The organism is Sphingopyxis sp. P8 (assembly GCF_020622175.1).
In the GTDB taxonomy this organism is placed as follows: domain Bacteria; phylum Pseudomonadota; class Alphaproteobacteria; order Sphingomonadales; family Sphingomonadaceae; genus Sphingopyxis; species Sphingopyxis jiangsuensis.
Window position 1 is genome coordinate 1,005,950 of sequence record NZ_JACNMK010000001.1, and the last position, 14,119, is coordinate 1,020,068.

The 14,119-nt window shown below is 66.8% G+C and carries 12 protein-coding genes; 1 reads left to right on the plus strand and 11 read right to left on the minus strand.

Annotated features, from left to right (window positions below):
* Position 1: 1 nt before the first annotated feature.
* From murD to H7692_RS04990, 11 genes are all read right to left on the minus strand, one after another.
* On the minus strand, positions 2-1,309 hold the full coding sequence (murD, locus tag H7692_RS04940; protein WP_222135758.1) for a UDP-N-acetylmuramoyl-L-alanine--D-glutamate ligase: 1,308 nt from the start codon (positions 1,307-1,309) through the stop codon (positions 2-4).
* The gene (gene mraY, locus H7692_RS04945; RefSeq protein WP_201926364.1) at positions 1,306-2,376 is read right to left on the minus strand and encodes a phospho-N-acetylmuramoyl-pentapeptide-transferase; all 1,071 of its coding nucleotides are present in this window, start codon (positions 2,374-2,376) and stop codon (positions 1,306-1,308) included. The genes murD and mraY overlap by 4 nt, the downstream gene beginning before the upstream one ends.
* A complete protein-coding gene (locus H7692_RS04950; RefSeq protein WP_227339852.1) occupies positions 2,376-3,752 on the minus strand; it encodes a UDP-N-acetylmuramoyl-tripeptide--D-alanyl-D-alanine ligase in 1,377 nt (458 codons plus the stop codon). The genes mraY and H7692_RS04950 overlap by 1 nt, the downstream gene beginning before the upstream one ends.
* On the minus strand, positions 3,749-5,188 hold the full coding sequence (locus H7692_RS04955) for a UDP-N-acetylmuramoyl-L-alanyl-D-glutamate--2,6-diaminopimelate ligase (protein ID WP_227339853.1): 1,440 nt from the start codon (positions 5,186-5,188) through the stop codon (positions 3,749-3,751). Before H7692_RS04955 ends, H7692_RS04950 begins: the two co-directional genes overlap by 4 nt.
* The gene (locus H7692_RS04960; protein WP_222135755.1) at positions 5,188-6,882 is read right to left on the minus strand and encodes a peptidoglycan D,D-transpeptidase FtsI family protein; all 1,695 of its coding nucleotides are present in this window, start codon (positions 6,880-6,882) and stop codon (positions 5,188-5,190) included. Before H7692_RS04960 ends, H7692_RS04955 begins: the two co-directional genes overlap by 1 nt.
* A complete protein-coding gene (locus tag H7692_RS04965; RefSeq protein WP_201926372.1) occupies positions 6,879-7,475 on the minus strand; it encodes a hypothetical protein in 597 nt (198 codons plus the stop codon). Before H7692_RS04965 ends, H7692_RS04960 begins: the two co-directional genes overlap by 4 nt.
* Positions 7,469-8,461: a 16S rRNA (cytosine(1402)-N(4))-methyltransferase RsmH gene (rsmH, locus tag H7692_RS04970; RefSeq protein ID WP_201926373.1), complete on the minus strand. Its 993-nt coding sequence runs from the start codon at positions 8,459-8,461 to the stop codon at positions 7,469-7,471. The genes H7692_RS04965 and rsmH overlap by 7 nt, the downstream gene beginning before the upstream one ends.
* On the minus strand, positions 8,458-8,958 hold the full coding sequence (locus H7692_RS04975) for a division/cell wall cluster transcriptional repressor MraZ (RefSeq protein ID WP_201926375.1): 501 nt from the start codon (positions 8,956-8,958) through the stop codon (positions 8,458-8,460). Before H7692_RS04975 ends, rsmH begins: the two co-directional genes overlap by 4 nt.
* A 271-nt stretch (positions 8,959-9,229) precedes the next feature.
* Positions 9,230-10,360, minus strand: coding sequence for a GldG family protein (locus H7692_RS04980; protein ID WP_227339854.1), 1,131 nt, complete (start codon positions 10,358-10,360; stop codon positions 9,230-9,232).
* Between the two features lie 41 nt (positions 10,361-10,401).
* Positions 10,402-10,788: a hypothetical protein gene (locus tag H7692_RS04985; protein WP_222135752.1), complete on the minus strand. Its 387-nt coding sequence runs from the start codon at positions 10,786-10,788 to the stop codon at positions 10,402-10,404.
* Entirely contained in the window at positions 10,785-11,765 is a 981-nt protein-coding gene (locus tag H7692_RS04990; protein WP_201926381.1) for a cysteine synthase A, read from the minus strand. Before H7692_RS04990 ends, H7692_RS04985 begins: the two co-directional genes overlap by 4 nt.
* A 189-nt stretch (positions 11,766-11,954) precedes the next feature.
* On the opposite strand from H7692_RS04990, the gene H7692_RS04995 reads away from it, so the two are divergent.
* Positions 11,955-14,081, plus strand: a complete 2,127-nt coding sequence (locus H7692_RS04995; RefSeq protein ID WP_222135751.1) for a TonB-dependent receptor — start codon at positions 11,955-11,957, stop codon at positions 14,079-14,081.
* Positions 14,082-14,119 lie beyond the last annotated feature (38 nt).

Genomic DNA, 14,119 nt, shown 5'->3' on the forward strand with positions numbered 1-14,119 from the left:
CTCATCCACCCCCCAGCGCCTGCACCGCAGCGCGGAAGCCGTCGCCGCGCGCCTCATAGTCCTTGAACTGGTCGAACGAGGCGCAGGCGGGCGACAACAGCACGACATCGCCCTCGCCGACGGCCTCGGCCGCACGCGCGACTGCGGTTGCCAGATCGCCCGCGCACTCGACCGGGATGGCGTCGCCGATCTCCGCCGCGAAACTCTCCATCGCCTCGCCGATCAGATAGGCGCGCTTGACGTGACCGAACCAGGGGCGGCACGCTTCCAGTCCGTCGCCCTTTGCCTGCCCTCCCGCAATCCAGTGCAAACGCTGGTCCGGCGCCGGCGGGAATGCCGCCAGCGCCGGTGCAGCGGAAGCCGCATTGGTCGCCTTGCTGTCATTATACCAGCGGGCACCACGGGCTTCGCCGACCAATTCCATCCGGTGCGGGAGCGACTTGTAGGTCGCGAGCCCGCGCTCGATCTGCTCGTCGTTCAGGCCAAGGACGCGGCACACGGCGATTGCGCAGACGGCGTTCTGCGCATTGTGCGGCCCCTGGAGCGCCGGCCAGCGCGCCTGGTCGGCAGGGTCGATGTCCTTTGCCGAAACGCGGTGGAGGCGGTGGTTGATATGGCTCGCGACCGCTTTCGACGGGCCGTCGTCGGTCGCCACGATCGCCACCTGGTCGCGATGCTGGAGGCCGAAGAGCCGCGCCTTGGACGCGACATAGCCTTCGAATCCGTCGTAGCGGTCGAGGTGATCGGGCGAGATATTGGTGAGCACCGCGACGTCGCAGGAAAGTTTGTGCGTCAGATCGATCTGGTAACTCGACAGTTCGAGCACATAGACGCCCCCGTCGGGAAGCGGATCGCGCGCGAGGATGGGCAGGCCGATGTTCCCGCCCATCAGCACGGAGCGCCCCGCGCTTTCGAGCATATGCGTGACAAGCGCGGTCACCGTCGACTTGCCGTTGGTGCCGGTGATGCCGACGACCTTGTGTGGCGGCAGGTCGGGCCGCGCTTCGGCAAACAGCTCGACGTCGCCGATGACCGGAACATGCGCCTCGCGTGCGTGCGCGGCGATCGGGTGCCGATTGAGCGGGACGCCGGGCGAGACGACGACGCCCGAAAAGCCGATCAGGTCGATGGTCAATGGATCGCCGACGTCGGCGCCGAGCGCCATCGCCTCGTCGCGCGCTTCTTCGCGCTCGTCCCACGCGGTGACGCCCGCGCCGCTCGCGATCAGCGCTTCGACGGTCGCGAGACCCGAGCGCGCCAGTCCCAACACCGCAAAGCGGTGACCGGCAAAGGCGCGCGAGGTGATCACCGCAGTTTCAAGGTCGCAAGCCCTGCCAGCGCGAGGACGATCGAGACGATCCAGAAACGGATGACGACCGTCGACTCGGGCCAGCCGAGCTGCTCAAAATGATGGTGGATGGGGGCCATGCGGAACACCCGCTTGCCCGTCCTTTTGTACCAGAAGACCTGGATGATGACCGACAGCGCCTCGACGACGAACAATCCGCCAACGAGGACGAGCACCAGTTCGTGTTGCGCGGTTACGGCCATTGTCGCCAGCGCGCCGCCGAGTGCGAGGCTTCCGGTGTCGCCCATGAACACCGCCGCGGGCGGCGCGTTGAACCATAGAAAGGCCAGACATGCCCCGATGATCGCCGCCGCGAATATGGCAAGCTCGCCCGCGCCCGGGACATGCGGGATGCCAAGGTAGCCCGCGAATTTCACATTGCCCGACAGATAGACGATGACGAGGAAGGTCAGCGCCGCGATCATGACGGGGAAGGTCGCGAGTCCGTCGAGCCCGTCGGTCAGGTTCACCGCATTGCCGAAACCGACAATGAGCACCATCGCGAAGACATAATAGAGCGGCCCCAGCGGAATCACGACATCGTTGAAAAACGGCAGATAAAGATCGGTCCCTGTGCGCGATACGATCAGCAGCACAGCGATTCCGGCGATAACAAATTCGACCAGCAAGCGCACCCGCCCCGGAATCCCGCGATGGCTCGCCTTGGTGACCTTGTCGAGATCGTCGAGGAAGCCGACGACCGCGAACCCCGCGGTCACGAACAGGCACGCCCAGACGAAGCGGTTGGACAGGTCCATCCACAGCAGTGCCGACACGATCAGCGACACCAGGATCATCAGTCCGCCCATTGTGGGCGTACCTTTTTTCGACAAATGGCTCTGCGGCCCGTCGTCGCGGATCGGCTGTCCCTTGCCCTGCCGCGCGCGCAGCATCAGGATGAAGCGCGGACCGATCCACAGCCCGAGGATCAGCGCGGTCGCCACGGCGGCGCCCGAGCGAAAACTCAGATAGCGGATGAGATTGAGCGCCCCCGGAAAGCCAAGCCATTCCGCCAGCCAATAAAGCATCAAATATCCCCGTCCGTCAGCGCTGCCACGACATGCGACAGTCCGACGCTGTTCGATCCCTTGACCAGCACGGCGTCGCCGGGCCTGATCAGGTCGCCAAGCCGCGCGACCGCGTCCTGGTGCGCGGCCACATGCGCGAAATCCATCTGCCCCTCAAGCGCTTTGGCGAGCGGCGCCATTTCCGGCCCGACAAGCAGGGCGAACTGCACTCCCGCAGCGACGAGCGGAGCGGCGAGCGCTGCATGATAGGCGTCGCTCCCCTCACCCAGCTCGCGCATCGCGCCGAGAATCGCGACGCGGCGCTCGGCAGATTCGTTTGCAAGCCCGCCGATGGTCGCAGCCATCGACGCGGGGTTGGCGTTATAGCTTTCGTCGATGACGAGGATATGCCCGCCCGGCACCGCGATCCGATGGCGCGCGCCGCGTCCGGCGAGTCCGGCCATTTCGGCGAAAGCCAGCCCCGCAGCGGGCAGGTCGCCGCCCACGGCCTTGACCGCGGCGAGCACCGCCAGCGCGTTCGACACCCAATGCTCGCCCGCCTGCGCGATGGTGAAGCAGAGCAGCGCGTCCTGCACCTGTGCCGTGACGAGCGACCCGCCGTTACCGTCGGGCAGCCAGTCGACCGCGCGCACATCGGCCTCCTTGCCAAGGCCAAAGCTCACGACATGCGCGGCGTGACGCTCGGCCTTCGCACGCAGCCGCGCATAATGCGGGCTGTCAAAGGGGATGATGGCGGTGCCGCCGGGTTCGAGCCCCTCGAAAATCTCGCCCTTCGCGTCGGCGATGGCTTCTTCGCTGCCGAAAAACTCCATGTGCGCGGGGGCAATCGTCGTGACGATGGCGACGTGCGGACGGACGAGCCGCGTCAGCGCGGCAAGCTCGCCCGCGTGATTCATCCCCATTTCGAACACGCCATAATCGGAAGACGCAGGCATGCGCGCGAGGCTGAGCGGAACGCCGACATGGTTGTTATAGCTTTTGACCGAACGATGCGCCTTGCCGGGACGGAAGCGGTCGAGCGCGGCGAACAATGCCTCCTTCGTCCCCGTCTTGCCCGCCGATCCCGTCACGCCGATAATCCGCGCACGACTGCGCGACCGCGACGCGGCACCGAGCGCATCCAGCGCAGCAGCACTGTCCGCTACGCGGACGTGCGGGTGGTCGATCGCGGTTTCGCAGATCACGCCAGCCGCGCCCGCCTCGATCGCCTTGCCGATGAATTTATGCCCGTCGGTTTCCTCGCCCTTCATCGCGATGAAAAGATCGCCCTTGGTCACCTCGCGCGAGTCGAAGGCGACGCCGCCCACGGTGAAGTCGGCGCTGGCGGTTCCGCCAGTCGCATCGGCAATCGCGCGCGAAGTCCAGAGCGACGTCATACCGCCTCCTCGCGCGCCACGCTGACATCGTCAAAGGGAATGACGCGCATTTCGTCGCCGCGCCCGACGATCTGGCCCTGTTCGTGGCCCTTGCCCGCGACGCACACAATGTCGTCGGTCCCTGCAGCCGCGATGGCAGCGGCAATCGCGGTACGCCGGTCGCCGATCACTTCGGCGCCGGGCGCCCCCTCGGCGATGGCGGCGCGGATCAGCGCCGGGTCCTCGCCGCGCGGATTGTCGTCGGTAATGAAGAGGAGGTCGGCCTTCGCCGCTGCGACCTTGCCCATTTCGGGGCGCTTTGCCTGATCGCGATCACCGCCCGCCCCGAACACGAGGATCAGTCGGCCCGACGCATGCGGACGCAGCGCGTCGAGCGCCGCGGCGATGGCGTCGGGCGTATGGGCATAGTCGACATAGACCGGAGCGCCCGAGCGCGTGATCGCGGCACGCTCGAGCCGACCGCGAACCGGCTGGAGCCGTGCGAGGTCGGCAAGCGTCTGTCCGGTCCGTCCGCCTGTCGCGATGACGAGGCCCGCCGCGACCAGAGCATTGGCGGCCTGGTATGCGCCGATCAGCGGCAGGTCGATGCGATATTCCTGCCCCTCGGCGGCGATCACGAGCGACTGGCCGAGTTGGGTGGGCGCCCGCGCGACGAGGCGCAGCGTCTCGCCCGCCGCTCCGACCGTCAACAGGCGCAGGCCGCGCGCCTCCGCCGCCTCGATCACCGCGCGCGACGTACCGTCGTCGCTCCACACGACCGCCGTGCCGTTGTCGGCGACGACCTCCGAGAACAGGCGCAGCTTGGCGGCGAGATAGGCCTCCATCGTCCCATGATAATCGAGATGATCGTGGCTGAGATTGGTGAAGGCGGCCGCCTTTACCGGCAGCCCTTCGGTGCGATGCTGGTCGAGACCGTGGCTCGACGCCTCGAACGCCGCGTGCGTCACGCCCTCGGCGGCGAGGCCCGACATATTGCTGAGGAAGGTCACGATGTCGGGCGTCGTCAGCCCGGTCGTCGCCCGATCGGTCGATGTGGTTATGCCGAGCGTGCCAATCGACGCCGCATGAAACCCCGCCATTCGCCAGAGCTGGCGCGTCATTTCGACGGTCGACGTTTTGCCGTTCGTGCCCGTCACCGCGACGCTGGTCGCCGGAAAACGGTGAAAGAAGCGCGCGGAGGCAATCGCGAAGGCGCGGCGCGGATTGGCGTCGGCGATATGCGCGGCGCCCTCGACGCGCGCATCGGGCCGCGCGACCACGCCGACGGCGCCTGCAGCAACGGCCGCCGGAATAAAGTCCTCGCCGTTGAATTTCTCGCCGACGAAAGCGCCGAACAGCGTGCCCGGAGCAACCTTGCGGTGATCGATGGCCAGCCCCGTCACCACCGGGTTTGCACCCTCCAAATCGACTTCAGGAAATAGCGTCGCCAGACGCATTATTGATCTTCCCCGTTTCTCCACAGCAGGGGTGTCAGCTCGGACACGTCGACGTCGCGGCTTTCGTCGGGATATACGCCGAGCATCGGTCCCGCGCGTGTGACGACCTTGCGCACGACCGGCGCCGCGGTCCACCCGGCGGTGCGCTGCCCCGAACTATAGGCGTTCCCCTTTGGCTCGTCGATCATCGCGACGACGACATAGCGCGGATTGTCCATCGGAAAGGCGGCAGCAAAGGTCGCGACGACCGAGCTGCGGCGATAGCCGCCAACGCCCGGCTTTTCGGCGCTGCCCGTCTTGCCGCCGACGCGGAAGCCGGGCGCCTCGGCCTGCTTTCCAGTGCCGTCGGAGACGATGAGGCGGAGAAGCTGGCGCATCCGCGCGCTCGTCGCCGCCTTGAACACGCGGCGTCCTTTGGGCGGCGCCTTGTCGCCGAGCTTGGTCAGCGTCGCGGGACGATAGATGCCGCCGTTAACGAGCGTCGCATAGGCGTTGGCGAGGTGCAGCGGCGTCACCGCAATGCCGTGGCCATAGCTGGTCGTCATCGTCGTCAGCCGGCCCCAATCCTTGGGCCAGAGCGGGAAGGCGCGTTCGCTGATGTTGATTTCGGGCCGACCATCGAACGCGAGGTCGCGGAACAGCTTTTCCATATTTTCGCGCCCAAGCTCGTCGGCGATGCGCGCGGTGGTGATGTTCGAGCTGTGGATCAGCGTTTCGGGAACGTTGAGCCAGCGACGCGACGGGTGGCTGTCGCGGATGCGGAAGCCGGCAATCGCCAGCGGCTCGGTCGCGTCGTAGCGGCGCGCCATGCTCGTCACCGTGCCCGCGTCGATCGCCGCTGCAACCGTCAGCGGCTTGAAGGTCGAACCGAGTTCGTAAAGATTGTACGTCACCGCGTTGCGGCGGGTCGCGGGGTCGCTGCCCAGCAGCTTGTTCGGATTATAGGTCGGGAGCGACGTCATCGCGAGGACTTCGCCGGTATGGACGTCGAGGATGATTCCCGCGCCGCCCAAGGCTTCCAGGTTGGTCACAGCGTTGCCGAGCTCGCTTTCGAGCACGCCCTGCACACGCGCGTCGATCGACAGCGCGAGCGGATCGGCGCGCGTCGCATCGTCGATCAGGCGCTTGTCGAAAGCGCCCTCGACGCCGGTGACGCCATGCCCTTCGGCATTGGTAAAGCCAAGCACATGCGCCGCGAGGCTCAGCTGCGGATAGAGGCGTTCCTTTTCGCGCGGGAAATCGAAGCCGACATCGCCGATCGCGTTCACCGCCGCAACCTGGTCGGGGAGCGCGCGGCGGCGGATATAGGTCGGGCGCGGCCCATTGAGTTTGGCGAGAAACTCGGCACGCGAGGTGTCAGGGAAAATCTTGACCAGCTCGTCCGCCAGATAATTGCGGTCGTTGAGCAGCTTTTCAGGCACGACGCGGATCGAATAGCCGTCGATCGTGCGCGCGAGCGGGACACCGTTGCGATCGACGATGTCGGCGCGCGCCGGCACGAAGGTCGACGCCCCCTGCCCGCGCCCCGACCCGGTATCGAACAGCGCGAAATAGACAAGGCGCACCGACACGAGGAAAAAGGCCGCCATGAACAGCAGCATCAGGATCATCAGCCGCTGCTGCGCGGTCAGCAATATCTGCTGCCGCACTCCTGCGGTACGAACTCGGGCCGGACGGACGACCAGCGTGTTCATTGCGCGGTCTTGCCCTCCGCAGCTTCGCGCGCGGCGGCGCGCTTGAGTTCGGCGAGCGTCGAGTCGGCAAGCAGCTGATCCTCGATCATCTTGAGCTGCTCGCGTCGCCGCGTCGGCGTCATCCTCGGCGTGACGTCGCTGCGCACGTCGCTGGCAACCGGGGCGGCCTGCGCGAGCACGATGGGTTTGTCGGCGGGCTTGGCAACGGGACTCGTCTTCGGCGCCTCGGCCACCGCAACAGGCGACACCATCGCCATCAGCACCGGCGCGACCTCGTTGGCGCCGCGGGCGCGCGGCAGGCCGTCGAGCGACGCGAGCTGGCGCTCGTTTTCCAGATATTGCGACGCCGACGGGGCCGAATAGCCGAAGGATTCGGCGTTCCACTGTTCGAGCTGGCGCATCGAGGCGCGCACCGCGAGCTCGGATTCGAGGTAGCGGATATTGCCGCGCGTCCGTTCGATATCCTTTTCGATCTGCGACAGCTCGCTGCGCGTCGCCGCAACCTTGAGCGACACGGGATAGAGCATCATCGCGAATATGAGCACGAGAAGCACCAGGCCGATTCCCTGGAGCTTGCGAGCAGCCATCAACATGACATCGCCTCCTTGCCTGTCTTTCCTTGGGTCGAATTGCCGGGCCAGGCGGGAGCCGCGGTCCGGACTGCGCTGCGCAATGTTGCCGAGCGGGCACGCGGGTTGCGTGCCTCTTCGGCCTTGCCCGGCCGCACCTTGCGCGCCGGGGGTTCGAAAGTGGCGGCCCGCGCCAGAGGGAGCGGCGCGGGCCGGTGGCGCGAACCGGCGGCGTCGCCGCCGCTGCGTTCGCGCAGGAAGTTCTTCACGATGCGATCCTCGGTGCTGTGAAAGCTGACCACCGCGAGGCGGCCGCCGGGGCGCAACAGGCGCTCGGCGGCACTCAGCCCCGCGACCAGCTCGTCGAGTTCGGCATTGATGTGGATACGGATCGCCTGAAAGCTTTTGGTTGCGGGATCCTTGGGCGCGCCCGGCGGGTGGCGGAGCGCCTTGCGGATTACCGCGGCGAGTTCGCCGGTGCGCGACAGCGGGCGCGCCGCAACGATGGCACGCGCAACGCGGCGCGACTGGCGTTCGTCGCCATAATGATAGAGCACATCCGCGATTTCCGCTTCGTCGGCGCGGTTCAGCCAGTCGGCAGCACTTTCGCCCTCCTGCGCCATACGCATGTCGAGCGGCCCGTCCTTCTGGAACGAAAATCCGCGCTCGCCCTGATCGAGCTGCATCGACGACACGCCGATATCGAAGGTGATGCCGTCGACCGCGTCGATGCCGCGCTCGGCGAGCAGCCGGTCGATTTCGCCGAAACGGCCGTGGATCAGCGTCAGCCGACCTTCCGCCTCTTCGACGAGCGCCTGCCCCTCGGCAATCGCATCGGGGTCGCGGTCGCACGCAACCACCTCGGCGCCCGCGGCGAGCATCGCGCGCGTATAGCCGCCCGCGCCGAAGGTCGCATCGACGTGACGCTCGCCGGGGGCGATGGCGAGAGCAGCGATGACTTCTTCGCGAAGGACCGGATCGTGACGGGGATCTCGAGCGAGGTCGGTCACTTGCGTCCCTTCCCCTTCGTTTCTTCCCACGCCTTGGCGAGCCGCTGGAGCACCGGGTCGGCCTCCACACATTCGGCGAGCGTCGGCAGCCACCAGATTTCGAAGCGGCGGCCCGACCCGACAAAGGCGGTCGCGCCGCCGTCGCCGACGCGGTCCCGCGCGGTGAAATTGGGAAGGAAGCGCCCGCTGTCGTCGAGCGCATAGGGCTCGGTATAGCTGAACCGCTTTTTCGACGCCTCATCCTCGTCGAAGTCGAGGTTGCGCGCGAGCGCCGTTTCGCGGTCGCGTTCGATTTCGTCGATCAGCCGGTCATACTGGTCCTGGCCATAGGCGACGAGGCACGGCAGCTTTTCGTGGAAACCAACCCAGAGCACGCGCTGGCCGTCCGCATTGAGGGGCACATTGTTGCGGAACTGCGAAGGAACGGCGATGCGCCCCTTGCCATCGATTGCGGCGAAGTTGGTGCCCGAATAACGGCCGGGCGTCACAATCGCCATCGCTTTAGCCCCCCGTCTCGCGCCTCCGGGCAATATTTTCCTGATCGCGGAATCACCGATTTCGCGCCGAAAGACTCAGGTGGAGATTGCCCCTCTCCGCCACCTGAGTATCAACTATCGATTGGGGTGAAAAGGGGAAATTTAGGGTGAAATAGGGAAATCATGCCCATTTGGCGGTAAAATCGGGGCGAATGGTCGACAGGTCGGGGACGCAGACGAACGAAGGCCCGCTCCCAAACGCCAAAATGTCAGAAATTAGAGGGGGATGGCGTCAGTCGCCGCGCGGACGAATCCACAGCGGCGCGATCCGGCTATCCCAGGCATCGCCGCGTAACCGGGCCGGAAGCCAAGCCATCGTGTCGGCGCGCCGCAACCAGGGCGCCCACGCCAGCGGCGACCGCCACTGACTTTCGTGCAGCAGGTCGGCATCGCCGACGATCAGGGCGCGCCCCGCGCCGATGCGGCATTCCGCCACTGCACCGCCGCCGAGGGCGCGGCAGGTCGACGGGAGGCGAACAAAGCGGCCCGCAGAATGGAGGCGCAGCAATGGCCCCTCGCGGGAAAGCTGGATCGGCACATCGACCTGATCGGCCGGCGCGGGCGCGGCAAGCTCGACACCCCAATGGTCGAGCAGCGGGGTCAGCAGGCTGGTAATCGGCGGGTTGCGCGGATCGCCCAGCGGATACGGCGGCGGCCAGCTCGACAATGCGTCGGCAAAGAGGATCGCTTCCCCGCCCTTGCGGACATGGTCATCGATACGAACCAGATCGGCAGGCGCCAGCGCGCGTGGATGCGCCAGAAGCAATCGCGCGTCGGGCGGCAGCGCCTCAAGGCTATCGACGAGGCGCAGGTCGACCGCGCGGTCGAGTTGGACGAGAACGGGATGATCGGCAGGCCCGCGGTCGAGCATCGACGCGAGATCCGCAGCGCCGCCCCAGCGCAGCGGCAATCCGGAAAGCATGACCGCGACCGGCCGCACGGCCGGCTCGCCGCCGCCGCGGTGCAGCAACGCGATCGTGCCGTGCGACCCGGCGAACCACAAGAGCACGGCGAGCAGCGAAGCCGGCCAGCGTACCGCCCGCGGCCAGCGCACGGCGACCTTATCGAGTGCCTGCGCCGCCGTCAGGCAAACTGCGCCGGCAAGGGCCGTGACCAGCAAGGCCGGAACACCTGGCCGCGCTGCCAAAATGAGGTGCAGCGCGCCCTGCAACGCAATCAGCAATGCCAGCGCGGCAACGGCTGCCCACGCGCGGCCTGCCCGATCGGTGTCACGCATCAGCCGCGCATGGAGGAGCGCACCCGGCATCAACAGGGGAACGGCCAGCCATGCATCGACCCGGCCGGTCAGCGCCTGGCCGCCAAGATACCAGCCGAGCAGCAACGCGGGAGCGGCATAGGCCACGCCAGCCGATAAAATGCGCGCCCCGGCCACGCGCGCGGCGCTCACTTGGCCGACTGGCGCGCGCGTTCGAGGGCGGGGTCGGGTTCGAGGTCGGGAACCGTTGCCGAAGACGCCGCCTGCGGCACCTTGGCCCCCGGTTGGGCGTTCACGTCCTTCGACTCCTTGGACACCGGCTGGACGCCCAGCTCTTCGAGCGGCGCAGCGCCCGCCTTCTCGTCGCCCGGCATCTTGACTGTTTCGGTTGCGGCGGCGTCTTCTGCAACTTTCTCGCGGGCGCGGTCGCCGATCAATCCCGCCATACCGACGAGCAGCAGCACGGTCAGCACCCCGGCGACGCCGATCTGAAGCCGCCGCATCGAATCGTTCGTCGGCTCGGGCTGCGGCGGCGCGACCGCCGGAATCGGGGCTTCATATTGATTGCTGTTCATGCCGCGGCCTCCGCCAATCCTTTGCTCGCCAGCCACTCGGGGTTGTAGAGCGTCGACAGATAGCGGAACCCGCTGTCGCACAGGATGGTTGCGATGCGTTTTCCGGGACCGAGCTTGCGCGCAAGCGCCATTGCGCCCGCAACATTGATTCCCGACGACAGGCCGAGGCACAGCCCCTCTTCGTCGAGCAGGCGGCGAACGATCGCCAGCCCTTCGGCATCCGAAATGCGGAACTGCGTATCGATCGGCGCACCGTCGAGGTTGGCGGTGATGCGGTTCTGGCCGATGCCTTCGGCAACGCTCGACCCTTCGGGCTTCAACTCGCCGCACTGGTAATAATTATAGAGCCCGGCGCCGTGCGGATCGGTGAGCGCGACGACGACGTCGGCATCTTTCGCCTTCAAACCCAAGCCGGTGCCCGCGATGGTGCCGCCGGTCCCTGCCGCGCAGGTGAAACCGTCGACGCGGCCATCCATCTGTTCCCAGATTTCCTCGGCAGTGCCGCAGACATGCGCCTTGCGGTTGGCGATATTGTCGAACTGGTTCGCCCAGACGGCATTTTCGGTTTCCTCGGCGATGCGGCGCGAGGTGTGGACGAAATGCCCGGGATTGGCAAAAGGTGCGGGTGGGACGAGCACGAGTTCGGCGCCGAGCGCGCGGATCGTCGCCATTTTTTCGGCGCTCTGATTGTCGGGCATGACGATAATCGTCTTGTACCCCAGCGCATTGCCGACGAGCGCGAGCCCGATTCCGGTGTTGCCGGCCGTGCCCTCGACGATGGTGCCGCCCGGACGCAGCAGTCCGTTCGCCTCTGCGTCGCGGACGATATAGAGCGCCGCGCGGTCCTTTACCGAGCCGCCGGGGTTGGCATATTCGCATTTGCCCCAGATTTCGCAGCCCGTGTCTTCGCTCGGCCCCTTCAGCAATACGAGCGGTGTATTGCCGATCAGGTCGAGGCTGTTTTCAGCTATGATCATGCCCCATGATCTAGGCTCGCCGTTCCGCCCCCGCAAGACAGCTTCGCTTCGCGGGGCGATTGCCGATCTTCATCGACGAGCGGCCTGTTTCCTTCGGCCAGCGGTCGCAAATCCCCGCGCGGGGCCTTGCAATAGTAACTATATAACATTACTGCGACGCGCGAAATCGAACTGAAACAGGAATATTCCATGCACATGCTCCCCTCCGCAACGGTCACGCTCGCGCTGCTCCTTGCCGCCCCCGCCTATGCACAAGACCGGGCGCCGACGGGCAACGACGATGTGCACACGGGCGAGCCGATTATCGTGACCGCGCCCTATGTCCGCAGTCTCGACATCCTCGGCAATGTGTCGGTGCTGGAGGGCGACGAGCTGGCGCGCGACCTGCGCGGACAGATCGGCGACAGCCTGACGCGCCAGCCGGGCGTGTCGGCGACCAGCTTCGCCCCCGGCGCCTCGCGCCCCGTCCTGCGCGGTTTTTCGGGCGAGCGCGTGCGCGTGCTCACCGACGGTATCGGATCGATCGACGTGTCGAACACCTCGGCCGACCATGCGGTGACGATCGACCCGCTGACCGTCGAACGCGTCGAAATCCTGCGCGGCCCCGCGGTGCTTCTTTTCGGTAGCCAGGCGATCGGCGGCGCGGTCAATCTGTTCGACCGCCGCATCCCGCGCAAGGTTCCCGCCGACCATGTCCACTTCGACGCCATCGGCGGCTTTGCGACGGCGGCCGATGACGGCAATGTCGGCGCCTCGGTCGACGTCGCGCTGACGCCGCAGATTGTCGCGCATCTCGACGGCAGCTGGCGCAAGACCGGCAACCTGCGTTCGGGCGGTTTCGTTCTTGCCCCCGGGCTGCGCAGCGAACTGCTCGACCTTGCCGAAGAAGAAGCCGAAGAGGGCCATGCCGACGAAGCGGCCGAACTGACCGAACAGGCGAATGCTCGCGGCAAGATCGCCAACACGGCAAGCGAAACCTGGACCGCGGCGGGCGGCCTGTCGCTCATCAACGAAGGCGGCCAGTTGGGCGTGTCGGTTTCCTATTACGACAGCAAATATGGCGTGCCGAGCCGACCAGGAACCGAACATCATCACGAAGAGGGCGAGGAAGAAGGAGAGGAAGAGGAAGGTCATGGCGAAGAGGCCGTCACGATCGGCCTCAAGCAATGGCGCGCCGACCTGCGCGGCGAGGTCGAGCTCGGCGACGGCCTTTTCGACAAGCTCCGCATCCGCGCCGGCTTCGCCGACTATGAACACACCGAGTTCGAGGGCGACGAGGTCGGGACCGTCTTTACCAACCAGGGCGTCGAGGGCCGCCTGGAGCTCGCCCAGAACGATCGCGGCGGCTGGCGCGGCGCAAGCGGCGTCCAATATTCGCACCGCGATTTCGACGCCGTGGGCGCCGAGGCATTCGTCCCGCGCAACCTGACCGACCAGTTCGCTGTCTTCACCCTGCAGGAATTGACGGCAGGCCCGCTTGGCCTTGAAGGCGCCGCGCGCTTCGAAACCACCAGCGTCCGCGCGCCGAGCCTGGGCGTCGAGCGCCGCTTCAACGCCTTCTCGGGGGCGCTCGGCGCGACCTATGACATTGCCGAAGGCGCCAAGATCGGCGCATCGGTCGCGCGCGCGGTGCGTGCGCCGTCGGCCGAGGAGCTATTCTCGAACGGCCCGCACATCGCGACGCAGGCGTTCGAGGTCGGCGACCCCGACCTCAGGCGCGAAGCCAGCTGGGGCGTCGAAGCCTCGGTCAAATATCGCAGCGACGCGTTCAACGTCGCGCTCACCGGCTATGCCAACTGGTTCGACGATTTCATCTATTCGGCGGCGACCGGAGACGAAGAGGACGAGCTTCCGGTCTTCCAATATTTCCAGAACGATGCGCGCGTGTGGGGTTTCGAGGCCGAAGCGAGCGCGCGGCTCGCACAGTTCGGCGGCTTCAACATCGTCGGCGACGTCACCGCCGACATGACGCGCGCCAAGATCCGCGGCGGCGTCAACCAGCATGTCCCGCGTATCCCGCCGCTGCGCGTGCTCGGCGGGCTCGAGGCGCAGGGCGAACGGCTCGACGCACGCGTCGAGGTCGAATGGACCGACGACCAGACGCGCATCGCCGAATTCGAAACGCCGACCAAGGGCTTCACGCTGGTGAATGCGTCGATCAGCTGGCGCCCCCTGCCCGCGGCAAAGAATCTGACGCTGACGCTGGCCGCAAACAATATCTTCGACGTCGAGGCGCGCCGCCACGCGAGCTTTACGAAGGATTATGTCCCGCTCGCCGGCCGCGATTTCCGCCTGACGGCGCGCGCCAGCTTCTGATTGTCGCGCCGGGGCTGGGCGATACCGCCCCGGCGTTC

Coding starts and splice junctions, on each gene's coding strand:
- mraY (WP_201926364.1), bottom strand. CDS start 2,376: ATGCTTTATTGGCTGGCGGAATGGCTTGGCTTTCCGGGGGCGCTCAAT.
- H7692_RS04950 (WP_227339852.1), bottom strand. CDS start 3,752: ATGACGTCGCTCTGGACTTCGCGCGCGATTGCCGATGCGACTGGCGGA.
- H7692_RS04955 (WP_227339853.1), bottom strand. CDS start 5,188: ATGCGTCTGGCGACGCTATTTCCTGAAGTCGATTTGGAGGGTGCAAAC.
- H7692_RS04960 (WP_222135755.1), bottom strand. CDS start 6,882: ATGAACACGCTGGTCGTCCGTCCGGCCCGAGTTCGTACCGCAGGAGTG.
- H7692_RS04965 (WP_201926372.1), bottom strand. CDS start 7,475: ATGTTGATGGCTGCTCGCAAGCTCCAGGGAATCGGCCTGGTGCTTCTC.
- H7692_RS04975 (WP_201926375.1), bottom strand. CDS start 8,958: ATGGCGATTGTGACGCCCGGCCGTTATTCGGGCACCAACTTCGCCGCA.
- H7692_RS04985 (WP_222135752.1), bottom strand. CDS start 10,788: ATGAACAGCAATCAATATGAAGCCCCGATTCCGGCGGTCGCGCCGCCG.
- H7692_RS04990 (WP_201926381.1), bottom strand. CDS start 11,765: ATGATCATAGCTGAAAACAGCCTCGACCTGATCGGCAATACACCGCTC.
- H7692_RS04995 (WP_222135751.1), top strand. CDS start 11,955: ATGCACATGCTCCCCTCCGCAACGGTCACGCTCGCGCTGCTCCTTGCC.